The sequence below is a fragment of the Acidovorax sacchari genome (assembly GCF_042847045.1).
Classification (GTDB): domain Bacteria; phylum Pseudomonadota; class Gammaproteobacteria; order Burkholderiales; family Burkholderiaceae_C; genus Paracidovorax; species Paracidovorax sacchari.
In genome coordinates this window covers 5,057,828-5,082,037 of sequence record NZ_AP035783.1, presented here as the reverse complement: position 1 = coordinate 5,082,037, position 24,210 = coordinate 5,057,828, and the positions used below count along the sequence as shown (strand labels likewise).

The following is a 24,210-nucleotide window of genomic DNA, read 5'->3' as shown; positions in this document are numbered from 1 at the left end:
TCAGGACTCCAGCATGGCCGGGAACCGTGCCCCCGAAATGTCCAGAATGCATGTGCCCCAGGAAAGGCCGATGCCGAATCCGCTCAAAAGCAGCTTGTGCGAGCCGTTCTCCAATACCTCGTTCAGCCGCGCCGTCATCGTGACGGGCAGGGTCGCGCCGCTGGTGTTGCCATAGTCTGCCAGCGTCGAGGGCACCTTCTCCGGAGGCAGCGCCAGCTTCTTGCGGATGGTTTCGTTGATCATCCGGTTGGCCTGGTGGAAGACGAAGTAATCCACATCGTCCTTCGATACGCCCGCATAGTGAAGCGTGCGCTCCACGGCGGGCGGTACCCGCTGGGTCGAGAAACTCAGCACCGCCGGTCCGTCGAGCAGCAAGCGGTCCGGCCACTGCAGCTCACCATCCTCGTCGCGCGTCGGGACGCTGTGGTGGAACGCATACGGCTCCCGATGCCCGCCCACCGGCTTGATGATGGCCTTGTAGCCGCTGCCGTCGCTGTTGAGGTCGAAATACATGGGCGCTGCCGCGGGGTCGAATTCGAGCGCGGTGGCTGTCCCCGCATCGGAGAACAGCGGATCCCGCTCGCTGGCGGAGCGGTCGCCTACCAGCAGCAGGCCTTTTTTCAAAGCACCCGAGGCAATCATGCTGCCCAGAAGGTGCAGGCCGAAAGGATAGCCCGAGCAGCCGAGGTTGACATCGAACGCGATGGTGGAGTGCGGCAACCCCAGTCGGTCCTGCAGGATGATGGCGGTCGACGGGATGGGATAGTCGGGGGACTGGGTGACCACGATCAGCGCATCCACTTCCTCGCGGGTCCACTGCAGTTCATGCAGGAGTTTTTCGGTGGCGTCCATCGCGAGGTCCGAAAAGCACTGCCAGGAGGCGCACAGGCGGCGTTGCTGGATGCCGATGTTGCGCACCAGCCGTTCCCGTTCCGAACGCATCTTGGGCGGGCAATCCTCGAGGTTGGAAACCACGCGCCTGGGCACGCAACTCGCCATGCCTGCGAAACGCACGTTGTGCAGGGTGGACAGGCCCATGATGTTTCTATCCCAGCAGGTTGTAGAGGTCGGTGATCGTGGTGCAGTTCTTCAAGTCGTCCCCCACGATCGTCTTGCCGTACTCCACGTCGAACATCACGATGACGCCCAGAGCGGCAAGGGAGTCCCATTCGGGCAGGGCACGCAATTCGGTACCGGGGGTGACCTCCACCGGCTCCTGGAAGTCGACGGCTGTCAGAAAGCTTTCGATGAACTGCTCGATGGAAGGCGAAGGCATGCGTACTCCAAAATGAAAATTGCCGCTGAGACCCATATTTCGGCCCCGAGCGGCAGTGTATTAGCCTGCGGAGGACTTTTCAGCCCTGCAGCAGCTTCAGCACCTGTTGCGGCAACTGGTTGGCCTGGGCCACCATGGCGGTGCCGGCCTGCTGCAGGATCTGCGTGCGTGACAGGTTCGCGGTTTCCTTGGCGAAGTCGGCATCCATGATCCGGCCGCGGGCCGCCGCCATGTTCTCCCCCTGGATGTCGATGTTGGCGATGGCGCTCTCGAAGCGGCTCTGCAGGGCGCCCAGGTCGGCGCGTGCGGAGTTCACCTGGTCGATGGCGCTGTCGATCTTCTTCAGCGCCACCCACGCGTCCTTCTGCGTGGCGATGGTGACGGTATCGATGCCCTTCTGCTCCGTGCCGGTGGCGGCCGTCAGGGTGGGTGCCGTGAAGCCGGAGTTGGCGACGGTGAACCCCGAGAAAGTCACCGCGGCGGGGGCCGGCGGCGTGGCATCGGTGAGCTTGGCCGAGGCGAACTCCAGGTCGTAGGTACCGTCGTCCTTCTTGGTCAGGAATGCCGTCACGCCGGTATCCGCCGACTTGTTGTTGATGGCGCTCATGATCTGGCCCATGCGCTCCACGCCGGAGCCTGCGGCCTTGATGTCGCCCAGGTCGATGGTGGTGGAGGTGCTGCCCATGTTCACGGCGATGGTCAGCGTGCCGGCGGTGATGGCCGTGTTGTAGCCCGTGATGGTGGTGTCGGAGGCGTTGACCGAGATGGCAGTGGAGGTGCTGGAGTAGCTGATGTTCGCCAGCCCGGCGGCGCGGGTGTCGGCCAGCGAGCCCAGCGTGACGTTGTCGCCGGAGTTGGCGCCCACCTGGAACAGCGCGCCCGCGAAGCTGCCGTCGAGGATCTTCTGGCCGTTGAACGTCGTCTGCTTGGAGACGCGGTCGATTTCATCGGTCAGCTGTTTCACTTCGGCCTGCAGCGCGGTCCGGTCGGCCTTGCTGTTGGTGGCATTGCTGGCCTGCACGGCGAGTTCGCGCATGCGCTGCAGCATGTCGCCCACCTTGCCCAGGGCGCCTTCGGCCGTCTGCGCCAGCGAGATGCCGTCGTTGGCATTGCGCGATGCCACAGCCAGGCCGCGCACCTGGGTGTTCATGCGTTCGGCGATGGCCAGGCCGGCGGCATCGTCCTTGGCGCTGTTCACACGCAGGCCCGACGACAGGCGCTGCATGGACGTGCTCAGCGAGGACGAGGACAGGCCGAGATTGCGCTGCGCATTGAGTGAGGCGATGTTGGTGTTGATGGTCGAGGCCATTGCGGAACTCCTTCGCAAAAGGGATGGGCACTGCTGCCGTGGCCAAGGAGGCACCACCTGCAGCGGGCAGCCCTAGCGTTGGAAGGAATTCTGCGGGGCGATGGTTTTTTCGGACGGGCGAAAAAAGGGAGGAAAACCGGCCAGTTCGCCTGTTGTATTTGAGCAACGGGGTGATTTGGAGGCCTGCAGCTGCCCGCTTGTAAGAATTTTTTTCTCCGAAGCGCTCAAGTTTCCCGGCGCTCTGCCCGATAACCCAAGCAACAGGTTCACACCAGCGAATTTGTTGACCGGCAAGCGATGGATGGGTTCACGTGACTGCCGCCCCGGTCTTGGCTGCCAGCCTTGTGGCTGGCGTTGTGATCGGCGGCCTAGCCGGACTTTAGTAACCAAGGAGCGTTTCAAATGGCCTCTACCATCAACACGAACATCGCCTCGCTCAATGCGCAGCGCAACCTGAGCGCATCGGCGTCTTCCCTCACCACCTCGATGCAGCGCCTGTCTTCCGGCCTGCGCGTGAACAGCGCCAAGGACGATGCCGCCGGCCTGTCCATCGCCGAGCGCATGAACACGCAGATCAAGGGCCTGGCCGTGGCCGGCCGCAATGCCAACGACGGCATCTCTCTGGCGCAGACGGCCGAAGGCGCCCTGGGCAAGGTGGGCGACATGCTGCAGCGCATGCGTGAACTGGCCGTGCAGTCCAGCAACGCGACCAACAGCCAGAAGGACCGCGACGCCCTGCAGGCAGAAGTGAAGCAGCTCACCAACGAAATCGACCGTGTGGCCAAGCAGACCAGCTTCAACGGCCAGAAGATCCTCGACGGCAGCTTCGCAGGCGCGCTGTTCCAGGTGGGTGCCAACTCCGGCGAGAACATCACCGTGGGCGCGCTGACCAACTCCTCCGCTTCGGGCCTGTCCGCCATCGAATACTCCACCGGCAGCGTGACCTCCATCAGCGCCGCCGACACCACGATCACCGGCTACGGCACGAAGATCGCAGCAGGCAGCATGACCATCCAGGTGGGCTCCGCTTCCGCCATCGACCTGGGCGAAATCAAGGCTGCGGGTTCCGGCGTGGAGCGTCTGGGCCAGGTGGTTTCCGCCATCAACAACAAGTCGGCAGACACCGGCGTGACGGCCTTCCTGACCAAGAAGGACGACGGCAGCTACGACCTGGAGTTCGCGTCGTCCAAGCTCAACAGCGCCACCCCGCCGGTGCCGGAAACCATCACGTTCACGGGTTTCTCCGTGGCGAACAACGGTTTCGCTGCCCCGACGCTGGCCGCGGCCACCGGCACGGACAAGAAGGGCATCGACACCGTCACCGTGGGCACGCAGAAGGACGCCTGGGTGGCCCTGAAGAAGATCGACAGCGCCATCGACCAGATCAACTCCGCACGTGCCGACCTGGGCGCCCTGCAGAGCCGCTTCGAGAACGCTTCCGGCAACATCGACATCCAGGGTGAGAACCTGTCCGCTTCCCGCGGCCGGATCGTGGATGCCGACTTCGCCAAGGAAACGGCCAACCTGTCGCGCACGCAGATCCTGCAGCAGGCGGGTACCGCCATGGTGGCCCAGGCCAACCAGTTGCCGCAGGGCGTGCTGTCCCTGCTGCGTTGACAGGGGGCTTATAAGGGGTGGCGGCAGGGGCCGGCCCCTTCCAAAGCGGCAACAGGGCGGTTCCTGTGGCCGCTTTTCGCGCTTTTGGCGTCGAAGGTTCTTGCCAGAATCGCATTTCATCAATGAAAGCGGGCCGCAAGGTCCCGGGAGACGGAAATGGGCATTACCTCGATCGGTATCGGCAGCGGGCTGCAGGTGGAAAGCATCATCTCCCAGACCGTGGCGCTGGAGAAGCAGCCGCTCGTCAAGCTGCAGGCGACCGCCGACTCCATCCAGACCAAGATTTCGACCTATTCCAAGATCAAGTCCCTGGTATCCACCCTGTCCGACGCGGCGTCCAAGCTCACGCGCGACAGTGCCTGGAACGGCTTGGCCGTTTCGTCGAGCAACAGCGATGCGGTGTCCGTGTCGGTCTCGGGGGTCGCGAGCGCCACGTCGTTCTCCATGAGCGTGCAGCAGCTCTCGCGGGCGCAGTCGGTGGCGTCCAGTGCGGTGGCCAAGGACGCTGCCGTCGGCGCGGGCAACATGACCATCCAGCTGGGCTCCTGGGATTCCTCCAAGAATCCTCCGGAATTCACTGCCGGCTCCAAGGCGGCCTTCAACATCAGCGTGTCCGCCACGGACTCGATGACCTCCATCGCCACCAAGATCAACGAAGCCGACGGCGGCATGACGGCCACGGTGCTGCGCGACGCCTCCGGCGAGCGGCTGATGCTGCGCTCCAAGGCCACCGGGGAAACGGCCGGCTTCCGGATCCAGGTCTCGGAAGATTCCGCCAATCCCGGCCTGTCCAAGCTGGCGTTCGATCCCCAGGGCTCCCCGAACACGGGCATGGCGGCCAATGCCGTGCAGTACGCTCAGAACGCCAAGGCCAAGATCAACGGCATCGACATCAGTTCCACGACCAACGTGTTCGCGGACACGATCCCGGGCCTCACGCTGACGGCCTCCAAGGTCACCACGGACAACGTGGAGATCTCGGCGAAGTCGGACACGGCCACCATGAAGAAGAACATCCAGGATTTCGTGGATGCGTACAACGCCGTGAACGACATGCTGGGCGACGTCACGAAGTACGATGCCGACACCAAGACCGCTGGCGTCCTGCAGGGGGATGGCACGACCGTGGGCCTGATGGGCACGATCCGCGCGGCCATGACGTCCGTCACCGGCGGTACGGCGGCGCTGCAGACGCTGTCGGATTTCGGCATTCAGATGCAGCGCGGCGGCAAGCTCACCGTGGCCGACAGCACCAAACTCGACAACGCGCTCAAGACGCCCGACACCCTGAAGGCTTTCTTCGCCGCGGATCCTTCCTTGGGCGACAGCAGCACGGGCCTCGGTGTGCGCATCAAGTCGCTGACCTCCACCATGCTCTCGTTCGACGGGCTCATGAACAACAAGACCGACGCGCTCATGGCCGAGTCCAAGCGGAACTCCGCTGACCAGGACGCCGTGAACAAGCGCGCCGACACCCTGGAAAAGCGCATGCGCGCCCAGTACACCGCGCTCGACAAGCAGATGTCCAGCATGTCTTCGCTCAGCTCCTACATGCAGCAGCAGATCGCGCGGTGGAATGCCTGACGCCGTGGCGCCTGCGTTCCTGCACCGATTCCTGCGCGAAATGGCCTTGAGTTCTCCCATGGTTTGCCGATAAGAAAGGTAAGCAGCATGAAGGAGTCCTCGATGTTTACGCCAGTCAGTTCCCGCGCAGCCTCGGTCTATCGCCAGGTCGGTGTGCAGTCCAGCGTGGATGGCGCATCCCCCCACCAACTGATCCAGATGCTTTTCGACGGTTTGATGCAGTCGCTCAATGCCGCCCGCGGCAGCATGCAGCGCGGCGAAGTGGAAGAGAAGGGGCGCCACATCGGCCGGGCCGTGCGCATCCTGGAGGAGGGCCTGAAAGGCGGCCTCAATCCCGCCCAGGGCGGCGAGATCGCCGCGAACCTCCGCTCGCTCTACGACTACTGCGTCGGCCGCCTGACCATGGCCAACCTGCGCAACGATGCGGCGCTCGTGGAAGAGGTGGTCACTTTGATTGCTCCCGTGGCCCAGGGCTGGAGCGAGATCGGTGCGCAGGCGCACCGGCCGTCCTGAAGGGAGCGCCAGAAATGTCCCATATGCTCATTGACTATTACAAAGCCATCGAAGACAGCAGCGCGCGGATGCTCGAAGCCGCCAAGCTCAAGGACTGGGACGAGGTCGTGCGCTGCGAAGGCGCCTGTGCCGTCCTGATCGAGCAGCTGCGCTTCAAGTCGCAGGACCAGCAGCTGCTGCCGGAGCACCGCCGCGAGAAGACGCGCATCATGCAGCGCATCCTGCGCAACGATGCCGAGATCCGTTGCCTGGCCGAACCCTGGCTGGCGCAGTTCGAGCACCTGTTCGAACGCCAGCCGATGATCATGCACTGACAGGTGCGCCCGCCATGCCGCGGGCCACGCTTGGCGCTTTCCTGCGGCGCCGGATGCGCGCAATGCCTCGCCCCTGCACAGGGAGCGGGGCATTTTGCTTGTTGGGGGGAGAGTTGTAACGACGAAAGGGCCCCCTGGCGGGGCCCGTTGACCGGCAGATCGCGCCCCGTGGCGCCGGATCCGGGGGTCAGACCTGCATGTTCATGATGTCCGTGTAGGCCTGCACCATCCGGTTGCGCACGTGCAGGGTCGCCTGGAAGCCCACCTGGGCCTTCTGGATGGCGATCATGGTTTCCTCCAGGCTCACGGCCGGGTTTTCCATCTGCACTTCCTGCTGCAGGCCGGTGGCCCGGTTCTGGGCGGCGCTGACGGACTGGAGTGCGCCCTTGAGCGCCGTGGAGAAGCCGACTTCCTGGCCGGCTGCGGCTTCCGGCGCGGCCGTGGCACGGCGCGCCAGGCCGGCGCCCGTCAGGGGAGCGGTGGAGCTGGAGATGCGGAGGTCCATGGCGGGCGGAGGAAAGGGTTGCGGGGGATGGTGCAATCCTAGGGCCCGGCGCCCGGCGCATCCTGGGGAATAGCTGGGAAAACGGGCGCCTTATCCGGCTGCCGGGGTCAAGGCCGGCAGCCAATAATCGCGGCACGCCAGATCCCGTGTGCCGTGGCGGTCCCCTTGGAAAGCACCATGTCCGCAGTCGCCGAAATCCCTGTCGCTCCCCCTGCCAGTCCCAGCACGCCGTCCGTGCTCCAGCGCTTCTCCGCGCTGGACCGCTCCAAGCGTCTGCGCTTCGGCGCGGGCATCGCGCTGCTGGTGGCCGCGGTGGTTGCCGCGGTGGTGCTCAACCGCCAGCCGGACTACAAGGTGCTGTTCTCCAACCTGAGCGACAAGGACGGCGGCGCCATCGTGGCCCAGCTGTCCACCATGAATGTTCCCTACAAGTATTCGGAGGGGGGTGGCGCCATCCTGGTGCCTGCCGAGCGCGTGCACGACGTCCGCCTGCGCCTGGCCACCCAGGGCCTCCCCAAGGGGTCGGTGACCGGGTTCGAACTCATGGAGACCAACCGCTTCGGCGTGACGCAGTTCCAGGAGCGGCTGAACTTCCAGCGCGGGCTCGAGGGCGAACTGACCCGCTCCATCCAGGCGCTGTCGTCCGTGCAGAGCGCGCGCGTCCACCTGGCGCTTCCCAACCAGAACGGTTTCTTCCGTGAACAGCAGAAGCCCTCCGCTTCCGTGCTGCTGAGCCTGTATCCCGGCCGCTTCCTCGACCGCACCCAGCTGGCCGGCATCGTGCACCTGGTGGCGTCCAGCGTGCCGGAGATGTCGCCTTCCGCCGTCAGCGTGCTCGACGACACCGGCAAGCTGCTCTCGCAGTCGCCCGACACGGCCGCCGGCAGCGCCATCGATGCCCAGCAGCTGTCCTACGTGCAGCAGATCGAGCAGCAATACACCCGTCGCATCCTGGACATCCTGGAGCCGGTGGTCGGCAAGAACAACGTCAAGGCCCAGGTGACGGCCGAGGTGGACTTCTCGCAATCGGAGCAGACGTCCGAGCAGCACCGCCCCAACCAGACGCCCGACAGCAGCGCCGTGCGCAGCCAGCAGGTGGTGGAAAGCTCCGGCGGCACCCAGGGCAACCAGCCGCCGGCCGGCGTGCCGGGCGCCGCCAGCAACCAGCCGCCCCAGCCGTCCACCGCCCCCGTCAATGGCGCCAACCCCGCGCCCACGGCAGGCAACGGCCAGCAGGGCCAGCCTGCCGGATCCAAGCGTGAATCCATCACCAACTACGAGGTGGACAAGACGGTACGCGTCACCCGGGCCGGCAGCGGCGCGATCAAGCGTGTCAGCGCCGCCGTGGTCGTGAACTACCAGGCCATCGCGGAGGCCGCGGGCAAGGCGCCGCAGGCCAAGGCCTTCACGCCCGAGCAGATCGAGCAGATGACGGCCCTGGTGCGCGAAACCATCGGGTACAACAAGGATCGCGGCGATTCGGTCAACATCATGAACACCCAGTTCCTGGTGGACAACACGCCGGCGGTCGAGCTGCCGCTCTGGAAGCAGCCGGAAATGATCGAACTGGCCAAGAGCCTGGGCTGGCCGGTGGGCATGTCGCTCTTCGCCGCGCTCATCCTCCTGGGGCTGGTGCGGCCGGCCATCAAGGGCATGAACCAGCCGCCGGCGCCCGCTGCGGCGGTGGCCTCGGGCCGCCAGGTGGACGCGATCGAGGCCGACGAGCCCGAGCGTCCGGCCCTGGCCGCGCCCACCAAGCCGGAAGACCTGATCCAGACCCCCGAGCAGATGCGCCTGGAGGAGGCGCGGGTACTGGCCAAGGAAAATCCCATGGCCGTCGCCAACATTCTCAAGGTGTGGGTCAACGGCGAGTCTTGAAACGCGGCCGCCATCCGCCGATGATGGTGCCGATGAGCACTCCCACCCACCCCTTTTCCTACCGACCGGTGACTTTCCATGGATGAGCAAGGCCTGAACGACGCGGCGATCCTGCTGATGTCCCTCGGCGAGGAGGAAGCCGCCGAGGTGTTCAAGCACCTGTCTCCCAAGGAGGTGCAGAAGCTCGGCGAGACCATCGCCCGCATGCGCTCCGTCTCCAAGGACAAGGTGGACGGGGTCATCAACCGTTTTTCCAACGACGCCGCCGCGCAGAGCCTGCTCGTGTCCGACACCAGCAACTATGTGCGCGCCGTTCTCAAGCGCGCTCTGGGCGACGACAAGGCCGCGCTGCTGATCGACCGGATCCTGCAGGGCGGCGACGTCTCGGGCATCGAAAGCCTCAAGTGGATGGATCCGCTCTCCGTGGCGGAACTGCTGCGCAACGAGCACCCTCAGATCGTCGCGGCCATCCTCGTGCACCTGGATCCCGAGCAGTCCGCCGCGGTGCTCATGCAGCTGTCGGATCGCCAGCGCGGCGAAGTGCTGTTGCGCGTGGCCACGCTGGAGGGCATCCAGCCCACGGCGCTCAAGGACCTCAACGAAGTGCTCTTCAAGGTGCTGGCCGGCGGCGACAAGATCCGCAAGAGTTCCCTGGGCGGCGTCAAGGCGGCCGCGGAAATCATCAACCTGCTGGGCTCCAACATGGACACGGTGGTGCTGGAGTCGATCCGCGGCTACGACCCCGACCTGGCCCAGAAGATCATGGACAAGATGTTCGTCTTCGACGACGTCAACAAGCTGGACGACCGCGCCATCCAGACCGTGCTGCGCGAAGTGGCCTCGGAGACCCTGGTGGTCGCGCTCAAGGGCGCCCAGCCGGAACTGCGCGAGAAGTTCCTCTCCAACATGTCCTCGCGTGCCGCGGAAGCCATGCGCGAAGACCTGGAGTCGCGGGGCCCCATGCGGCTGTCGGAAGTCGAGGCGCAGCAGAAGGAAATCCTCAAGACCGTGCGTCGGCTGTCCGACGAAGGCCAGATCGTGATCGGAGGCGGCGGCGATGACGCATTCGTATAGCCCCCGCGGCGCCTACACGCGCTTCATCCCGAGCGAGGAGATCGGCGATGTGACGCAATGGCATTTCGGCGCGGTGGATGGCTCCGACCTGCTCCCGCCGGTGGAGGCGGAGCCCGAGGCCGCCGAATTGCCGCCTCCGGGCATCGACGAGGCCACCCACCAGGCTGCGCTCGAGGCCGCGCGCGAGGAGGCCTTCGCGCAGGGCAAGGCCCAGGGCGAGGAGGAAACCGCCCTGGCGTGGCAGCAGCGCATGGACGACTACATCGGCGGACAGGGCCGCGAGACGGCTGCGCGGCTGGAGCGGCTGGTGCTCGCGGCCGACGCCGGGCTGACCGATCTGCAGCAGCGCATGGCGCAGGAGATCCTGGAATTGGCCTGCGACATCGCCCGCCAGGTCGTGCGGCAGGAGCTGTCCAGCGGACCGCAGGCCCTGCTGCCCGTGGTGCGCGAGGCGCTGGGCATGCTCGTGGCCGAAGGGCGCCCGGCCACGGTGCGCATCCATCCATCCGACTGGTCGTTCCTGGAGCAGCCGCTCACCACGGAATACGCCGGGGCGAAGATCCAGTGGGTGCCGGATGCCTCCGTGGGCGAGGGCGACTGCCTGGTCGAATCCGCGGGCACGGTGGTGGACGGCTCGCTCGACAGGCGCTGGCGCCGCGCCATCGCGGCCCTGGGGCTGTCGTCGGCCTGGAAGATCGAGGAGCCGGGCCATGGCTGACAGCGCCGCCGTGTCGGATCCGCAACTGCAGGATTCACCCTGGGACGCGTTCATGTCCGGTGCGCGCGGGCGCCTGGCCGAGGGCTCGTCGCTCGAAACCCGCGGAACCCTGACGCGGCTGACCGGGCTCGTCCTGGAGGCCGCGGGCATCCGCGTCCCCGTGGGATCGCAATGCCTGGTGCAGATGCCCGGCCACGAGGCCGTGCTGGCGGAGGTCGTCGGCTTCTCGGGCGACCGGGCCTTCCTCATGCCTGCGGGCGACATCCACGGCCTGTCCAGTGGCGCGAGCGTGGTACCGGCCGCGCCCTATGTCCCCGTGCCGCGCCTGGGCGATTCCACGCGCCCGTCGACGGCCGCGGGCATCCTGCGCCTGCCCATGGGCGACGGCCTGCTGGGCCGCGTCGTGGACTCGCAGGGCCTGCCGCTCGACCATGGCGGGCCGGTGCAGGACGTTTCCTCCGAACCCATGGACCGGCGCCAGATCAATGCCATGGACCGCGACCCCGTGCGCGAGATGCTGGACACCGGCGTGCGGGCGATCAACGCGCTGCTCTCCGTGGGGCGCGGTCAGCGCCTGGGGCTTTTCGCGGGCTCCGGGGTCGGCAAGAGCGTGCTGCTCGGCATGATGGCCCGCTATACGCAGGCCGACGTCATCGTCGTGGGGCTCATCGGCGAGCGCGGGCGCGAGGTCAAGGAGTTCGTGGAGGACATCCTGGGCGAGCAGGACCGGGAGCGCGCCGTGGTGGTCGCCGCGCCGGCAGATGCACCGCCGCTGCTGCGCATGCAGGGCGCCGCCTACGCCACGGCCATCGCCGAGCACTTCCGGGACAAGGGCAAGCACGTGCTGCTGCTCATGGATTCGCTCACCCGCTATGCCATGGCCCAGCGCGAGATCGCGCTCGCCATCGGCGAGCCGCCCGCCACCAAGGGCTATCCGCCGAGCTGCTTCGCCAAGCTGCCGGCGCTGGTCGAGCGCAGCGGCAACGGATTGCACGGCGTGGGCTCCATCACCGCTTTCTATACCGTCCTGTCCGAAGGGGACGACCAGCAGGACCCCATCGCCGACTCGGCACGGGCCATCCTCGATGGCCACATCGTGCTGTCCCGCGCGCTGGCGGAGACCGGGCACTTCCCGGCGATCGACATCGAGCAGTCCGCATCGCGTGTCATGCACAACGTGGCCTCGCGCGAGCATTTCGACCTTGCGCGCCGGTTCCGCGCCGTCTACTCGCGCTACCAGAAAAGCCGCGACCTGATCCAGGTCGGCGCCTACATGAGCGGCTCCGACCCGGCGCTGGACGAGGCGATCCGCCTGCAGCCGGCGATGGCTGCCTTCCTCCAGCAGGACATGTTCGAGGCCTCCCCCATGCAGGACAGCCTGCATGCCATGGCGGCCGTACTGGGCCCGCAGGCCTGACCCGGGGAGCGGCACCGCCATGGCCTCCCTCAACGCATTCCTGGTTGCCGTCGAGATGGCGGAGCGCCAGCGCGACGCGGCGCGCCAGGCCCTGCAGGATCTCCAGCGCGCCCGGATCGCCTCCGAAGCGCAGCTGCAGCAGCTGCAGGGGTACGCACACGAGACGGAAGGGCGCTGGGGCATGCGCGCCGATGCCACGGTCAAGCCGGAGGTCATGTACCACCACTACCAGTTCATGGACCGCCTCGGGCATGCCATGGGCGTGCAGAGCAGCGTGATCGGAGAGCAGGAGGGCCGCGTGCGCGCCGCGAGCCAGGCCCTGCTGCAGGCCGAGCTGCGCGTCGCGGCGCTGCGCAAGGTCGTGGAGCGCCGGCGCCACGACATCGCCCAGGCCGAAGCACGGCGGGATCAGAAACAGACGGACGAGCGCGCCGCGCTGCGGTTCGGAAAGGCCCCGGGTGCGGGGCAGGGCCCTGGCGGGCCAGAGGAGCTGACGACATGAGCAACGACATCCAGAACCGCACGGCCCGTGCGCCGTCTTCGGGCCACGCAACGCACGAGGCCAGGGGCGCCCGGGGCGCCGGCAAGACCGGCAACGCAACAGCCGCGGATGCCGGCACCGATGCCACCAGCGGCCAGGGCGGCTTTTCGATGCTGCTGGCATCGCTCGGGGCCGGGCTGGACGGTACCGATGCCGGTGCGCTGCCGGGTGCGGACAATGGCCTGGGCGCCGCCCTGGCCAGTGGCGCGCTGGCTGCCGATGCACTCGCATCCGGCGGTGCGGCGGGCAATGCAGGCACATCGGGGCTGCCCGGTACGGATCCGCTGGCCATGGCGCTGCAGGGCATGGCGCCGGGCGGCACGGCCGGGGCCTGGCCTGCCGCGGCGGGTTCCCTGGGGGGCGGGGCGGGAGGCTCTCTGACGCAGGCCCTCCGGCCTGCAGGGCTGATGGACGCGAGCAGCCTGGTGGGGCAGACGGCCCTTATCGATGGCGCCGCCGATCTTTCGGGGTCTGCTGCCAACGCGGCCGGCAAGGCCTTCACCGCGTCCCGGGGCGGGATGGCGCGGTCCGGGCACGCCGCCATGGGCGGCACGGCCGGTGCAGCCCCCGAGGCGGCCGGTACGGGGGCTGGAGGCGGCCTGATCGTCCCGGTCCTGGGAGGCAAGGACGGCGATATTCCCGGCGCGCATGCCCTGGCCCAGGCCGCGGCCTCTGCGTCTTCCGCATCGGCGGGGGCGACGGCGCCATCGGACCGCCGCGACGCGGGTGCAGCCGCCGGAATGCAGGCTGCCGCACGTGGCGGCGAATCCTCCATGGCAGCTGCCTCCGCCGTGGGCGGCGCCCTGCAGGACCTCGCCCGGCAGGCGGGCGGGCGGGCCGATGCGGCTCCAACGGCCTCCCTCGGCATGGAACGGACCGTGGTGCCGGCATCTCCGGATGGCGCGCAGGCAACGGGTTCCTTGGCCGCGGGTACGCTGGGGGACGGGGCGGCCGGCGTCGCGGACCCTTCGCAGATTCCCATGGAAGACCAGATTGCCGAACAGGTGGCCTACTGGGTGCACCAGAAGACGCAGAATGCCGAACTCACGATCGACAGGGATGGCCAGCCGGTCGAGGTGTCCGTGTCGTTGACGGGCAACGAGGCCCATGTCGCTTTCCGCAGCGACCAGTCCCAGACCCGGGACATGCTGGACACCAGCGTGTCCCAGTTGCGCGAACTGCTGCGCGGAGAAGGCCTGGAACTCGCGGGCGTGTCCATCGGGCAGTCCGGCGCGGGCGCCGGGGGCGATGCCTCGGGGCGCCCCTCCGGGCGCGGCGAGGACGGCTCGCGCATCGGCCGAGTGCAGGCTGCCGGAGGAGGCACGCAAGGGGCTGCAGACACGCCCCGGCCCGCATCCCGTCCGGACCGCGCCCTGGACGTCTTCGCCTAAGCACGGGGGAGTCCGGGGAGGGCTTGCGCAACCGCTGGAAAGAGGGCCTTTCCGCCGCTATTCTGGCTATTATCCGCCGCGCCGGTATCCAATAATGGCCCCTAGCGGAAGGTCCGCGCTCGATGGAGTGCGGGAAGGCCTTCCAGGGTGCCCGGCCCCGGCCAGCCCCTCCCCACCGAATCCGTTGCGCAAGGAAACCCAACGTGTCTGCCAACCCTCCTGCCGCAGCCGCCGCCAAGCCGAAAAGCAAGAAGCTGGTCCTCATCATCGCCATCGTCGCGGTGCTGGTGCTGGCCGGCGGTGGCGCGGCCTGGTTCCTCCTCTCCAAGCGCAGCCATGGCGACGAGGACGAGGAGGGCGGCGGTGGCCATGCCAAGGCCGCGCAGGTCGAGCACAAGGAAAAGGTGGCCCCCACTTTCCTGCCGATCGAGAACATGGTGGTGAACCTCGCCGACACCGGCGGCGAGCGTTTCGCCCAGATCGGCATCACGCTGGAGCTGGCCGATGCCAAGACATCCGACCAGGTCAAGCAGTACCTGCCCAGCATCCGCAGCGCGATCCTGATGCTGGTGTCGCAGCGCACCTCCCAGGAACTCCTCACCCGCGATGGCAAGGAGAAGCTGGCCGTGGACATCCGCCGCGAGGTGTCCAAACCCCTGGGCTACACCGTGCCCAAGCCGCGCAAGCGGCCCGCCAGCGACGAGGACGACGACGGCGAAGAGGCACCGCGCCCGAAGGCCGACAACAATCCCGTGCGACAGGTGCTTTTCTCCAGTTTCATCATCCAGTGAGCCGGCAGGAGATTTCCCATGAGCGAGTCATTCCTTTCCCAGGAAGAAGTCGATGCCCTGCTGGAAGGCGTCACGGGTGAAAGCCAGAAGTCCGTCGAAGAGGCCGCGGACACCGGTGCCATCCGCAATTACGACATCTCCAGCCAGGAGCGCATCGTCCGTGGTCGCATGCCGACCATGGAAATCGTCAATGAACGGTTCGCCCGCAACTTCCGCATCGGCCTGTTCAACTTCATCCGCCGCAGCCCGGAAATCTCGGTGGGCACGGTGTCCGTGCAGCGCTACAGCGCCTTCCTGCGCGAACTGGCGGTGCCCACGAACTTCAACATCGTGGCCATCCGCCCCCTGCGCGGCAGCGGCCTGATCGTCTGCGAGCCCTCGCTGGTGTTCGGCATCATCGACACGCTCTACGGCGGCGTCGGCAAATTCCAGACGCGGATCGAGGGGCGCGACTTCTCCCCCACCGAGCAGCGCGTCATCAACCGCCTGGTCGATGTGATCTGCGCCGAATACAAGAAGGCCTGGCACGGCATCTACCCGCTGGAGCTGGAATATCAGCGCTCCGAGATGCAGCCGCAGTTCGCGAACATCGCCACCCCGAGCGAGATCGTGGTCTCCACCGCCTTCCAGCTCGAGATCGGCGACCTGTCGGGGGCCATCCACATCTGCATGCCTTATGCGACCCTCGAGCCGATCCGCGATGTGCTCTATTCCTCGACGCAGGGTGATTCGATCGAAGTCGATCGCCGCTGGGTGCGCGTGCTGACCCGCGAGATCCAGGCGGCCGAGGTCACCCTCGTGGCCGAACTGGCCCGCGCGGATGCCACCGTCGAGCAGTTGCTTGCGATGAAACCCGGCGATTTCATCGAACTCGACCGCGAGCCGCGCATCCAGGCATCGATCGGGGGGGTCCCCATCTTCGAGTGCCAGTACGGCACGCACAATTCCAAGTACGCCATCCGCATCGAAGAGTGCCTGCGCAATCCCGATGTGAACTGGCTGGGAGAAAAGAATGTCAACTGAAGGCGACAACAACGACAACGACGGCAAGAGCGCGGCGGACGATCCGTTCGCCGGCTGGGCCGAAGCGCTGGAGGAGCAGAAGAGCTCCGACGAGGCGCAGCCCACGGACCAGGGCGGCCCTCTCGCGGGTGAGCCCGTGCGCCCGTTCTCCTCGAGCAACGAGGCGCCGGTCAACGACATCAACATGGTGCTGGACATCCCCGTCCAGCTGTCGGTGGAGCTGGGCCGCACCAAGGTGCCCATCAAGTACATCCTGCAGCTGGCGCAAGGGTCCGTCGTCGAGCTCGATGCCCTGGCCGGCGAGCCCATGGACGTGCTGGTCAACGGCTACCTGATCGCCCAGGGCGAGGTCGTGGTGGTCAACGACAAGTTCGGCATCCGGCTGACCGACGTGGTCACGCCTTCGGAGCGGCTGCGCCGCGTGAGCCGTGGATAACGCCGCTTCGGGCGCCGGCATGGCGCAAACCCTGGCCGTCGTCGTCCTGTTCATCGCCGTGGTGGCGCTGCTGCCCTGGCTCGTCCGGCGCCTGCAGCAACGCCAGGCCGGCGCCTCGGGTTCCGGCATGGGCGCGGCGGCCAAGGTGCTCTCCGCCGTGCCGGTCGGGCCCCAGCAGCGGGTGGTGACGGTGGAGGTCGGCCCGGAACACCAGCGCGTATGGCTGGTGCTGGGCGTCACGGCCCAGCAGGTCCGGTGCCTGCACGTGATCCATCCTTCGGCCGCGGGACCGTCGCCCCCGGCCCACGTGCCGTCGCCCACGTCCTTCGCTGGCGAGATGGCCGCCGCCACCCGGCGCCAGGATGCGCCCGCTGCGCATGGCTGAGGCAACGTGCTCCGCCGCCGTCCGGCCGCGGCATGCCGGCCCGGCCCTGGCGGGTGCGCTCGCCTGCGCGGTGATGGTCCCTTCCTCCGCCTGGGCGCAGGCCGCCGGCGGCGGCAGCCTGCCGGTCCTCATCGGCTCCGGCGCGGGCGGAACCAGCTATTCGGTGCCCATCCAGACCCTGCTGTTCTTCACGGCGCTGTCCTTCCTGCCGGCCGTGCTGCTCATGATGACCGGCTTCACCCGCATCGTCATCGTGCTGTCGCTGATCCGCCAGGCGATCGGCACGCAGTCCGCGCCGCCGAACCAGGTCATCATCGGCCTGTCGCTGTTCCTGACGTTCTTCGTCATGGGCCCCACCTTCGACCGCGTCTATGCGGACGCCTACCTGCCCTACAGCAACAACACGATCACCTTCGAGCAGGCCGTCGAGCGCGCGGAGGCGCCCATGCGCTCCTTCATGCTCAAGCAGACCCGCCAGTCGGATTTCGCCCTGTTCGCCCGGCTCGCGAAGCTGCCGTCGGGGGCCACGGCGGAGACCGCGCCCATGCGCGTGCTCGTGCCCGCCTTCGTCACCAGCGAGCTCAAGTCGGCCTTCCAGATCGGGTTCATGATCTTCATCCCGTTCCTGGTCATCGACATGGTGGTTTCCAGCATCCTCATGTCACTGGGCATGATGATGCTGTCCCCGGTGCTGGTGGCGCTGCCGTTCAAGCTGATGCTGTTCGTGCTGGCGGACGGGTGGAACCTGCTGCTCGGCTCCCTGGCCGCCAGCTTCGTGACCTGACGCCAAAGAGAAGGAATTACCATGACCTCCCAAATGGTCCTGACGATGGGGCGCGACGCGCTCACGCTGCTGCTCATGGTGTCCATGCCGGTGCTCGGTTCAGTCATGGTGGTCGGACTGCTCGTCAGCATCTTCCAGGCCGTCACCCAGATCCAGGAGGCCACGCTCGCCTTCGTGCCCAAGCTCATCGCCGCCATGGTCGTGTTCGCGGTCGTGGGTCCCTGGATGATCACTTCCCTGGTGGACTACATCCGGCGCACCATCGAATCCATCCCGTCCGTGGTCACCTGAGCGCGGCGTGATCACCTTCTCCGAGGCGCAGATCATGGCCTGGCTCTCGCCGGTGCTGTGGCCGTTCCTGCGGGTGCTCGCCGTCTTCATGGTCGCGCCGGTATTTTCCATGCGCAGCATCCCCGTCCGGGCCAAGATCGGCCTGGCCTTTCTGGTCGCCGTATGCGCGCAGGCGGTGCTGCCCGACCAGCCCGTCATCAGTGTCAACGGCCGCGGAGCGCTCGGAGCGGTCGCCCAGCAGGTGGCGGTCGGCATGTCGGTCGGCTTCGCGGTGCGGCTGGTCTTCACGGCTGTCGAACTGGCGGGCGAGGTCGTCGGCCTGCAGATGGGGCTCAACTTCGCCTCCTTCTTCGATCCCTCCACCAGCGGGCAGGTCAGTGCGGTAGGCCGCTTCTTCGGCCACATGGCCATGCTGCTCTTCGTGGTCATCAATGGCCATCTCATGGTGCTCATGGCCGTGGTGAAAAGCTTCGACAGCTTTCCCGTGGATGGCAATTTCCTGCAGTCGATCGGCCAGATGCGCCTGCACGAACTCGGCGCCTCGCTGTTTTCCAGCGCGCTCTGGATCGCCCTGCCCATGATCGCGCTGCTGATGTTCGTCAACCTGGCCCTTGGCGTGATCTCCCGCGTGGCGCCGCAGATGAACATCTATGCGGTGGGGTTTCCGGTGACCCTGACCGTCGGGCTGCTGGGCATCGCCGCCACGCTGCCCATGCTCGAGCAGCCGGTGCTCACCCTCATGCAGCAATCCATCGACCTCTTCGCATCGCAGCGGTGAGCGGCCGGCAACCTCACACCAGCTGGTTGCGGATGGCGTACACCGTCAGTTCGGCGTTGTTGCTGAGCTTGAGCTTCTCCAGCACGCGCGAGCGGTACACGCTCACGGTCTTCGGGCTCAGCATGAGCTCTTCCGCAATATCCGAAAGGCGCTTGCCGGACGCGATCTTCACCAGCGTCTGGAGTTCGCGTTCGGACAGGGCCTCGTGGGGCAGCTCGGGCGCGGGCTGTGCCAGGCTGTCCGCGAGCATCTGCGCCACCTCCGGCGTCAGGTACTTGCGGCCCTTCATCACGGTGCGGACGGCCTCGATCAGCTCCATGGGATCGCCCGCCTTGTTGGCATAGCCCTGTGCCCCGGCCCGCAGGCAACGCAGGGCGTACTGGTCTTCGGGATACATCGACACCACGAGCACCTTGATGGCCGAGTCCGTTTCCTTCAGGCTGCTCAATACCTCCAGCCCGCTGCGGCCCGGCATGTTCAGGTCCAGCAGCAGCACGTCGCAGGGCGCCTTGCGCAGGATCTCGCGCAGTTCCGAATAGCCGCCAGCCTCTCCGGTCACCTGGATGTCCGGCGCTTCGGTGAGCGTGTCGCGGATGCCGCGCCGCAGCACGGCGTGGTCGTCGCACAGCACGACATGGATCATGGCATTTCTCCCGGGTCTGCTACGTCCTGGCCGACCTGCGGCTCCAGCGGTATCGACACGATGACCGACGTGCCGCGTCCCGGCTGGCTGCTGATGTCCAGCCACCCTCCGACCGTTCTCGCCCGTTCCTGCAGGCCCTTGAGCCCGAAGGACTTCGGCTTGTTCCGCGTGGCGGGCTCCATGCCGCAGCCATCGTCCGTCACTTCCAGCGTCAGCACGCGCTCGCTGTCCGAGAGATCGATGGTGACCTGCCGGGCCTGGGCGTACTTCGACACGTTGGTCAACGCCTCCTGCGCCGTGCGGTAGGCCACCAGCTGCACGTCGCCGGGCACCTCGATCGTATCCCGGCTGGAATGCAGCCGGGTGGGAATGCCGGTGCGGCGCTCGAAGCTCTCGGCCAGCCACTGCACCGCGGCTACCAGCCCCTGGTCGAGGATGGGCGGGCGCAGATTCATCATGATGCGCTGGCTCGCCTCGATGGCGTGCTGCAGCATCTCCGTGGCGCTGCCGGCATGGCCCCGCACGGCCTCTTCCGTGGAATGCCTGGCGATCCACCCCACGTCGAAGCGCACCGCCGTCAGGGCGCCGCCGATGTCGTCGTGGATCTCGCGGGCGATTGCCGCACGCTCCCGCTCGATGGAGATCTGCAGATGCTCGGTCAGCTCCGCCAGCCGCCGTTCCGACGCCGCGAGGTCGCGCACCGCCTGCTCGCGCGCCCTGCGCGCTTCATGTACTTCGATGGCGCGGCCGATCACGTGCGGCAGCCGGGCCATGTCGTCCTTCAGGAGATAGTCCGCCATGCCCAGGCGCATCGCATCCACGGCCGCGGCCTCGCCGATGGCGCCGGACAGCAGCAAGAAGGGCGGCGCGTCGCCGCGCTCGCTCACCCAGCGCCATGCATCCAGTGCCGTGAAGCCGGGAAGACGGTAGTCGGCGAGGACCAGATCGAATCGCTCCGCATCCAGCCAGGCCATGAACGACTCCATCGTGTCTGCGTGGCGTATTTCATACATCCCGTTGGCGCGGCGCAACGTAATACATGCCAAAGCATGGTCCGCAGGGGAATCTTCGAGATGCAGGATGCGCAGGGGTTTAACCATTACTCCTGAGACCATATGAACGCTATCATAGGATACATATTGGAACAAACAGCGCGCCACGGCGTGCCGTTCGTGCCCTGCGGGAGCGCTTCGCCGACCGGGCGAGGCGTCGTTGCCGGTGGTGTGGCCACCAGCGTGTTTGCCGGAATGGATTTAGCGTGCCTTGAGCCGCCTGCTGCCATGGAGAAACCATGCAATCTACGCTAACAGGCCCCGATGAGCCAGGAGTCCAGCTCCCCGTCATGGTGGCAGCGGAACTTCAGGATTCCCTCCTCGTCGTCATGCGCGACCTGCACCGCCTCGAAGGCCTGCTCAGCCATGCAACCGACAATCTGCTCGCCCGCTTCGGCGAAGCCAACCAGGCCCTGTCGGACGAGTTGATCAAGGGCTCCCCGGAACTGCTCGCTTTGCGCACTGCCTTGAGGAGCGCCGTCACGGAACTGCAATTCCAGGACATGGCTTCGCAGCTGATCTGGCACACCACCAAGGTGCTCCAGGGCTGCGCGTTCAGGCTTGCCTCCGAAGCCATGGGCTCCGAAGAGGGAGAGGAGGCCGCGCCGTTCGCCGAGATGGCACCAGACCGCCCCAATCCGGTCACCCAAAGCGAGATGGACGCCGGTTCCATTGATCTCTTCTGACCTTGCCCCGTCTGGTTACCTTATATATTCAAGTGAGTTGGAGCCTTAAATGCAATCGATCCTCGCCGTTGATGATTCGCCCTCCATGCGCAAGATGGTGTCCTTCACTTTGACGGGTGCCGGCTACCACGTGGTGGAGGCCGTTGACGGCCAGGATGCCTTGGAAAAGGCGGAAACCCATGACATCCAGCTGGTCCTCGCCGACCAGAACATGCCCCGCCTGGATGGCATCGGCCTCACGCGCAAGCTGCGCGAGCATCCGCGCTTCAAGACCATCCCCATCCTGATCCTCACCACCGAGTCCAGCGACCAGATGAAGCAGGCCGGCCGCAATGCCGGCGCCACGGGCTGGCTGGTGAAACCCTTCGATCCCAACCGCCTGATCGAGGTCATCCAGAAGGTGATTCGCTGAGCCTCGGCGTCATACACAAGCACAAGGGGAGCCATTCATGGCCGAAAACTACCAAGAAGGCGCCGGCGGCGATTTCGACCTCAGCCAGTTCTACCAGATCTTTTTCGAGGAAGCTGGAGAGAACCTGGACCAGATGGAGCACATGCTGCTGGATCTGGACCTGAGCGCGGCCAACGACGAAGAGCTCAACGGCATCTTCCGCTGTGCACACTCCATCAAGGGGGGCGCCGCGACGTTCGGCTTCTCCGATGTCGCCGAGCTCACCCACCAGATGGAGTCCCTGCTGGACCGCCTGCGCAGGCACGAACTCCAGCCCATCCCGCAGATGGTGGACGTGCTGCTCGAATCCGCGGATGCGTCCCGCAGCCTGCTGGCCCGCCACCAGGCGGGTGGCCAGGGCGAGGCCCTGTCCACCGGCGACCTGGTGCGCCGCATCAGCGAACTCGCCGCAGGCGTCGTGCCTGCTGCGGGTCCCGCCACGCCGCCGTCCCCCGCTCCTGCGCCCGCCCCGGCTCCCGTGCAGGCCGCTCCCGCACCGGCCCCCGTGGCCGCCCCCGCGTCGATGCCCGCGCCCTCCGGCCCCGGCGTGGCCCGCTCGCTGGAAATCCGCATCGGCCCTGTCGAGCGCAACGAGCAGGCGGATGCCATCAAGGACCTGTTCCGCGACATCGTCGGCCTGGGCACCATCCGCGACCTGCCTTCCGAACAGCCAGGCGTGCGCGTTTTCGGCGTGGAAACCACCTCCACGGACGACGACCTGCTCGACCTGTTCGCATTCCATGTCTCGAAGGAGCAGGTGCGGATCACTGCCGCCGGCGCTGCCGAGCCTGAGCCTGTCGAAGAGGCTCCCGGCGTGGCGGCGGCCCCGTCCGCCCCCGGCGGCGCGCTGGAAGCCTCCTATGGTTTCTTCCCGGGAGCCCCCGGCATGCCCGGCGAGCGCTCGGACTCCGCTGCCGCAGGCGCCTCCACGGGTGGGGCCGCCGATGGCGCGGCTTCGAGGCCGGCGGCCGCTGGCGGCCGCGCTGCGGAGACCAAGGCTGCCAGCCAGGCGCAGATGGAATCCACCACCATCCGGGTGGCGGTGAACAAGGTGGACCAGCTGATCAACCTGGTGGGCGAGCTCGTCATCACCCAGGCCATGCTGGCGCAGAACAGCCGGGGCCTCGACGGCGCGGTGTACCAGCAGCTGCTCGCGGGTCTGGCCGATCTCGACCGCAATACCCGGGACCTGCAGGAATCGGTCATGTCCATCCGCATGATTCCGATGTCCATCGTGTTCAGCCGGTTCCCGCGCATGCTGCGCGATCTGGCCAACAAACTGGGCAAGAAGGTCGATCTCGTCACCCTGGGCGAAGCGACCGAGCTCGACAAGAGCCTCGTCGAGAAGATCACCGACCCGCTGACCCACCTGGTGCGCAACAGCTGCGACCACGGCATCGAAATGCCGGCGGACCGCCTTGCTGCCGGCAAGTCCGAGCACGGCACCATCACGCTGTCCGCTTCGCACCAGGGCGGCTCCATCGTCATCGAAGTGCGTGACGACGGCCGCGGCCTGTCGCGCGAGAAGATCCTGCGCAAGGCGCGCGAACGCGGGCTGGATGTGTCCGACCAGATGAGCGATGCGGACGTCTGGGGCCTCATCTTCGCGCCCGGCTTCTCCACCGCCGACGAGGTCACCGACGTGTCCGGCCGCGGCGTGGGCATGGACGTGGTCAAGAAGAACATTGCTGCGCTCAACGGTTCCGTCGAGATCGATTCCGCCGAAGGCTACGGCATGCGCGTCTCGGTCCGGCTGCCGCTCACCCTGGCCATCATGGACGGCATGTCGGTCGGCGTCGGCGAAGAGGTGTACATCCTGCCGCTGTCGTCCGTCGTGGAGTCCTTCCAGGTCAACCCCGACGACGTCAACACGGTGGCCCAGGGCTCGCAACTGGTCAAGGTGCGCGACGAGTACATGCCCGTCATCGCCCTGGAGAGAACCTTCCAGGTGCCGCGCATCGACCAGAGCAAGTCCAGCAACATCATGGTGGTCGTCGAAGCGGACGGCAGCCGCGTTGCATTGCTGGTGGACGAATTGCTGGGGCAGCACCAGGTCGTGGTGAAAAACCTGGAGACCAATTACCGGAAGGTGCCCAACGTGTCGGGTGCCACCATTCTGGGCGACGGCACCGTGGCACTGATCCTCGACACCGGGGCCCTGGTCCGCCGTGTCCGCCATTGATACGCCGCTGGGCAGACTGAAGGAGAGCCACTCATGGCGACTGTGATGGAAAAAACGAACGAAGCGGCTGGCGCTTCCGTGGGGGGCGCCCGCGAATACCTGACGTTCCGCCTCGACCAGGAGGAGTACGGCATCGACATCCTCAAGGTCCAGGAAATCAGGGGCTACGAGCCGCCTACGCGCATCGCGAACGCGCCCGAATTCATCAAGGGCGTCACGAACCTGCGCGGCACCATCGTGCCCATCGTGGACATGCGGCTCAAGTTCGACTGCTCCAAGGCCGAATACAACAGCTTCACGGTGGTCATCATCCTGAACCTGCGCAACCGGGTCGTGGGGATCGTGGTCGATTCCGTGAGCGACGTCATGGAGCTCACGTCCGACCAGATCCGGCTGGCCCCGGAAATCGAAAGCTCCATCGACAGCAACTGCATCGTGGGCCTCGGTTCGGTGGGCGAGCGCATGCTCATCCTTCTCGACATCGAGAAGCTCATGTCCAACCCGGACATGGGCCTCGTATCCACGCACGATTGATCTGCCGGGAGGGCGAGGCAGACAGGCCCTTCCAACC

At 66.8% G+C, this 24,210-nt stretch carries 27 protein-coding genes; 21 read left to right on the top strand and 6 right to left on the bottom strand.

What is annotated here, in order from left to right; translation table 11 throughout:
* The 3 genes from ACGHC0_RS22475 to ACGHC0_RS22465 all read right to left on the bottom strand — a co-directional run bounded on the left by ACGHC0_RS22475 (position 1) and on the right by ACGHC0_RS22465 (position 2,585).
* Positions 1-1,038 carry a ketoacyl-ACP synthase III gene (locus ACGHC0_RS22475; protein WP_415266814.1) on the bottom strand — a complete coding sequence of 346 codons (1,038 nt, stop codon included), beginning with the start codon at positions 1,036-1,038 and terminating at the stop codon, positions 1-3.
* A gap of 7 nt (positions 1,039-1,045) precedes the next feature.
* A complete protein-coding gene (locus tag ACGHC0_RS22470) occupies positions 1,046-1,276 on the bottom strand; it encodes an acyl carrier protein (RefSeq protein ID WP_092835340.1) in 231 nt (76 codons plus the stop codon).
* A 79-nt stretch (positions 1,277-1,355) separates the two neighbouring features.
* Positions 1,356-2,585 carry a flagellin gene (locus tag ACGHC0_RS22465; RefSeq protein ID WP_368353035.1) on the bottom strand — a complete coding sequence of 410 codons (1,230 nt, stop codon included), beginning with the start codon at positions 2,583-2,585 and terminating at the stop codon, positions 1,356-1,358.
* A 402-nt stretch (positions 2,586-2,987) separates the two neighbouring features.
* On the opposite strand from ACGHC0_RS22465, the gene ACGHC0_RS22460 reads away from it, so the two are divergent.
* The 4 genes from ACGHC0_RS22460 (at position 2,988) to ACGHC0_RS22445 (ending at position 6,613) form a co-directional block, all read left to right on the top strand.
* Entirely contained in the window at positions 2,988-4,202 is a 1,215-nt protein-coding gene (locus tag ACGHC0_RS22460) for a flagellin (RefSeq protein WP_368353034.1), read from the top strand.
* A 156-nt stretch (positions 4,203-4,358) separates the two neighbouring features.
* Complete coding sequence (gene fliD, locus ACGHC0_RS22455; protein ID WP_368353033.1) at positions 4,359-5,786, top strand: flagellar filament capping protein FliD; 1,428 nt, start codon at positions 4,359-4,361, stop codon at positions 5,784-5,786.
* A 102-nt stretch (positions 5,787-5,888) separates the two neighbouring features.
* A complete protein-coding gene (gene fliS, locus ACGHC0_RS22450) occupies positions 5,889-6,299 on the top strand; it encodes a flagellar export chaperone FliS (protein ID WP_368353032.1) in 411 nt (136 codons plus the stop codon).
* A 14-nt stretch (positions 6,300-6,313) separates the two neighbouring features.
* Complete coding sequence (locus ACGHC0_RS22445; RefSeq protein ID WP_368353031.1) at positions 6,314-6,613, top strand: flagellar protein FliT; 300 nt, start codon at positions 6,314-6,316, stop codon at positions 6,611-6,613.
* A 187-nt stretch (positions 6,614-6,800) separates the two neighbouring features.
* On the opposite strand, the gene fliE is transcribed toward ACGHC0_RS22445, so the two are convergent.
* Entirely contained in the window at positions 6,801-7,118 is a 318-nt protein-coding gene (gene fliE, locus ACGHC0_RS22440) for a flagellar hook-basal body complex protein FliE (RefSeq protein WP_019701718.1), read from the bottom strand.
* Between the two features lie 177 nt (positions 7,119-7,295).
* Between fliE and fliF the strand changes: the two genes are divergently transcribed.
* From fliF to fliR, 13 genes are all read left to right on the top strand, one after another.
* Entirely contained in the window at positions 7,296-8,996 is a 1,701-nt protein-coding gene (gene fliF, locus ACGHC0_RS22435) for a flagellar basal-body MS-ring/collar protein FliF (protein ID WP_415266813.1), read from the top strand.
* A gap of 78 nt (positions 8,997-9,074) precedes the next feature.
* Positions 9,075-10,070, top strand: coding sequence for a flagellar motor switch protein FliG (gene fliG, locus ACGHC0_RS22430; RefSeq protein WP_013596644.1), 996 nt, complete (start codon positions 9,075-9,077; stop codon positions 10,068-10,070).
* The gene (locus ACGHC0_RS22425) at positions 10,054-10,788 is read left to right on the top strand and encodes a FliH/SctL family protein (protein WP_368353029.1); all 735 of its coding nucleotides are present in this window, start codon (positions 10,054-10,056) and stop codon (positions 10,786-10,788) included. The genes fliG and ACGHC0_RS22425 overlap by 17 nt, the downstream gene beginning before the upstream one ends.
* Positions 10,781-12,205 (top strand): flagellar protein export ATPase FliI, encoded by a 1,425-nt coding sequence (gene fliI, locus ACGHC0_RS22420; protein WP_368353028.1) that lies wholly within the window; start codon positions 10,781-10,783, stop codon positions 12,203-12,205. The genes ACGHC0_RS22425 and fliI overlap by 8 nt, the downstream gene beginning before the upstream one ends.
* Positions 12,206-12,224: 19 nt before the next feature.
* Entirely contained in the window at positions 12,225-12,707 is a 483-nt protein-coding gene (gene fliJ / locus ACGHC0_RS22415) for a flagellar export protein FliJ (protein WP_415266812.1), read from the top strand.
* Positions 12,704-14,137, top strand: coding sequence for a flagellar hook-length control protein FliK (locus ACGHC0_RS22410; RefSeq protein ID WP_415266811.1), 1,434 nt, complete (start codon positions 12,704-12,706; stop codon positions 14,135-14,137). The genes fliJ and ACGHC0_RS22410 overlap by 4 nt, the downstream gene beginning before the upstream one ends.
* 203 nt (positions 14,138-14,340) lie before the next feature.
* Positions 14,341-14,928 (top strand): flagellar basal body-associated FliL family protein, encoded by a 588-nt coding sequence (fliL, locus tag ACGHC0_RS22405; protein ID WP_368353025.1) that lies wholly within the window; start codon positions 14,341-14,343, stop codon positions 14,926-14,928.
* 18 nt (positions 14,929-14,946) lie between these two features.
* The gene (gene fliM / locus ACGHC0_RS22400; RefSeq protein ID WP_013596638.1) at positions 14,947-15,951 is read left to right on the top strand and encodes a flagellar motor switch protein FliM; all 1,005 of its coding nucleotides are present in this window, start codon (positions 14,947-14,949) and stop codon (positions 15,949-15,951) included.
* Complete coding sequence (gene fliN, locus ACGHC0_RS22395; RefSeq protein ID WP_368353024.1) at positions 15,941-16,387, top strand: flagellar motor switch protein FliN; 447 nt, start codon at positions 15,941-15,943, stop codon at positions 16,385-16,387. Before fliM ends, fliN begins: the two co-directional genes overlap by 11 nt.
* A gap of 19 nt (positions 16,388-16,406) precedes the next feature.
* Positions 16,407-16,772, top strand: coding sequence for a FliO/MopB family protein (locus ACGHC0_RS22390; protein ID WP_415266810.1), 366 nt, complete (start codon positions 16,407-16,409; stop codon positions 16,770-16,772).
* The gene (fliP, locus tag ACGHC0_RS22385; protein WP_415266809.1) at positions 16,765-17,556 is read left to right on the top strand and encodes a flagellar type III secretion system pore protein FliP; all 792 of its coding nucleotides are present in this window, start codon (positions 16,765-16,767) and stop codon (positions 17,554-17,556) included. Before ACGHC0_RS22390 ends, fliP begins: the two co-directional genes overlap by 8 nt.
* A 21-nt stretch (positions 17,557-17,577) precedes the next feature.
* A complete protein-coding gene (gene fliQ, locus ACGHC0_RS22380) occupies positions 17,578-17,847 on the top strand; it encodes a flagellar biosynthesis protein FliQ (RefSeq protein ID WP_368353022.1) in 270 nt (89 codons plus the stop codon).
* A gap of 7 nt (positions 17,848-17,854) precedes the next feature.
* Positions 17,855-18,625 (top strand): flagellar biosynthetic protein FliR, encoded by a 771-nt coding sequence (gene fliR, locus ACGHC0_RS22375; RefSeq protein WP_368353021.1) that lies wholly within the window; start codon positions 17,855-17,857, stop codon positions 18,623-18,625.
* A 13-nt stretch (positions 18,626-18,638) separates the two neighbouring features.
* Here fliR and ACGHC0_RS22370 read toward each other — a convergent pair whose 3' ends face one another.
* Together ACGHC0_RS22370 and ACGHC0_RS22365 are read right to left on the bottom strand one after the other, a co-directional pair.
* Complete coding sequence (locus tag ACGHC0_RS22370) at positions 18,639-19,268, bottom strand: response regulator (protein WP_011797393.1); 630 nt, start codon at positions 19,266-19,268, stop codon at positions 18,639-18,641.
* Positions 19,265-20,368 carry an ATP-binding protein gene (locus ACGHC0_RS22365; protein WP_415266808.1) on the bottom strand — a complete coding sequence of 368 codons (1,104 nt, stop codon included), beginning with the start codon at positions 20,366-20,368 and terminating at the stop codon, positions 19,265-19,267. The genes ACGHC0_RS22370 and ACGHC0_RS22365 overlap by 4 nt, the downstream gene beginning before the upstream one ends.
* Before the next feature lie 191 nt (positions 20,369-20,559).
* On the opposite strand from ACGHC0_RS22365, the gene ACGHC0_RS22360 reads away from it, so the two are divergent.
* Genes ACGHC0_RS22360 through ACGHC0_RS22345 form a run of 4 tightly spaced genes read left to right on the top strand, consistent with a single transcriptional unit; the run spans position 20,560 to position 24,173 of the window.
* A complete protein-coding gene (locus tag ACGHC0_RS22360) occupies positions 20,560-21,006 on the top strand; it encodes a hypothetical protein (RefSeq protein ID WP_011797391.1) in 447 nt (148 codons plus the stop codon).
* A gap of 49 nt (positions 21,007-21,055) precedes the next feature.
* Positions 21,056-21,418 carry a response regulator gene (locus tag ACGHC0_RS22355; RefSeq protein ID WP_011797390.1) on the top strand — a complete coding sequence of 121 codons (363 nt, stop codon included), beginning with the start codon at positions 21,056-21,058 and terminating at the stop codon, positions 21,416-21,418.
* A 37-nt stretch (positions 21,419-21,455) separates the two neighbouring features.
* Positions 21,456-23,639 (top strand): chemotaxis protein CheW, encoded by a 2,184-nt coding sequence (locus ACGHC0_RS22350; RefSeq protein ID WP_415266807.1) that lies wholly within the window; start codon positions 21,456-21,458, stop codon positions 23,637-23,639.
* A 33-nt stretch (positions 23,640-23,672) separates the two neighbouring features.
* Positions 23,673-24,173, top strand: a complete 501-nt coding sequence (locus ACGHC0_RS22345; RefSeq protein WP_368353018.1) for a chemotaxis protein CheW — start codon at positions 23,673-23,675, stop codon at positions 24,171-24,173.
* Positions 24,174-24,210: the final 37 nt, after the last annotated feature.

Bases quoted from the DNA above. Each gene is read 5' to 3' on its own strand.
- ACGHC0_RS22475 (WP_415266814.1), bottom strand. From the start codon at position 1,038: ATGGGCCTGTCCACCCTGCACAACGTGCGTTTCGCAGGCATGGCGAGT.
- ACGHC0_RS22470 (WP_092835340.1), bottom strand. From the start codon at position 1,276: ATGCCTTCGCCTTCCATCGAGCAGTTCATCGAAAGCTTTCTGACAGCC.
- ACGHC0_RS22465 (WP_368353035.1), bottom strand. From the start codon at position 2,585: ATGGCCTCGACCATCAACACCAACATCGCCTCACTCAATGCGCAGCGC.
- ACGHC0_RS22460 (WP_368353034.1), top strand. From the start codon at position 2,988: ATGGCCTCTACCATCAACACGAACATCGCCTCGCTCAATGCGCAGCGC.
- fliD (WP_368353033.1), top strand. From the start codon at position 4,359: ATGGGCATTACCTCGATCGGTATCGGCAGCGGGCTGCAGGTGGAAAGC.
- fliS (WP_368353032.1), top strand. From the start codon at position 5,889: ATGTTTACGCCAGTCAGTTCCCGCGCAGCCTCGGTCTATCGCCAGGTC.
- ACGHC0_RS22445 (WP_368353031.1), top strand. From the start codon at position 6,314: ATGTCCCATATGCTCATTGACTATTACAAAGCCATCGAAGACAGCAGC.
- fliE (WP_019701718.1), bottom strand. From the start codon at position 7,118: ATGGACCTCCGCATCTCCAGCTCCACCGCTCCCCTGACGGGCGCCGGC.
- fliF (WP_415266813.1), top strand. From the start codon at position 7,296: ATGTCCGCAGTCGCCGAAATCCCTGTCGCTCCCCCTGCCAGTCCCAGC.
- fliG (WP_013596644.1), top strand. From the start codon at position 9,075: ATGGATGAGCAAGGCCTGAACGACGCGGCGATCCTGCTGATGTCCCTC.
- ACGHC0_RS22425 (WP_368353029.1), top strand. From the start codon at position 10,054: ATGACGCATTCGTATAGCCCCCGCGGCGCCTACACGCGCTTCATCCCG.
- fliI (WP_368353028.1), top strand. From the start codon at position 10,781: ATGGCTGACAGCGCCGCCGTGTCGGATCCGCAACTGCAGGATTCACCC.
- fliJ (WP_415266812.1), top strand. From the start codon at position 12,225: ATGGCCTCCCTCAACGCATTCCTGGTTGCCGTCGAGATGGCGGAGCGC.
- ACGHC0_RS22410 (WP_415266811.1), top strand. From the start codon at position 12,704: ATGAGCAACGACATCCAGAACCGCACGGCCCGTGCGCCGTCTTCGGGC.
- fliM (WP_013596638.1), top strand. From the start codon at position 14,947: ATGAGCGAGTCATTCCTTTCCCAGGAAGAAGTCGATGCCCTGCTGGAA.
- fliN (WP_368353024.1), top strand. From the start codon at position 15,941: ATGTCAACTGAAGGCGACAACAACGACAACGACGGCAAGAGCGCGGCG.
- ACGHC0_RS22390 (WP_415266810.1), top strand. From the start codon at position 16,407: ATGGCGCAAACCCTGGCCGTCGTCGTCCTGTTCATCGCCGTGGTGGCG.
- fliP (WP_415266809.1), top strand. From the start codon at position 16,765: ATGGCTGAGGCAACGTGCTCCGCCGCCGTCCGGCCGCGGCATGCCGGC.
- fliQ (WP_368353022.1), top strand. From the start codon at position 17,578: ATGACCTCCCAAATGGTCCTGACGATGGGGCGCGACGCGCTCACGCTG.
- ACGHC0_RS22370 (WP_011797393.1), bottom strand. From the start codon at position 19,268: ATGATCCATGTCGTGCTGTGCGACGACCACGCCGTGCTGCGGCGCGGC.
- ACGHC0_RS22365 (WP_415266808.1), bottom strand. From the start codon at position 20,368: ATGGTTAAACCCCTGCGCATCCTGCATCTCGAAGATTCCCCTGCGGAC.
- ACGHC0_RS22360 (WP_011797391.1), top strand. From the start codon at position 20,560: ATGCAATCTACGCTAACAGGCCCCGATGAGCCAGGAGTCCAGCTCCCC.
- ACGHC0_RS22355 (WP_011797390.1), top strand. From the start codon at position 21,056: ATGCAATCGATCCTCGCCGTTGATGATTCGCCCTCCATGCGCAAGATG.
- ACGHC0_RS22350 (WP_415266807.1), top strand. From the start codon at position 21,456: ATGGCCGAAAACTACCAAGAAGGCGCCGGCGGCGATTTCGACCTCAGC.
- ACGHC0_RS22345 (WP_368353018.1), top strand. From the start codon at position 23,673: ATGGCGACTGTGATGGAAAAAACGAACGAAGCGGCTGGCGCTTCCGTG.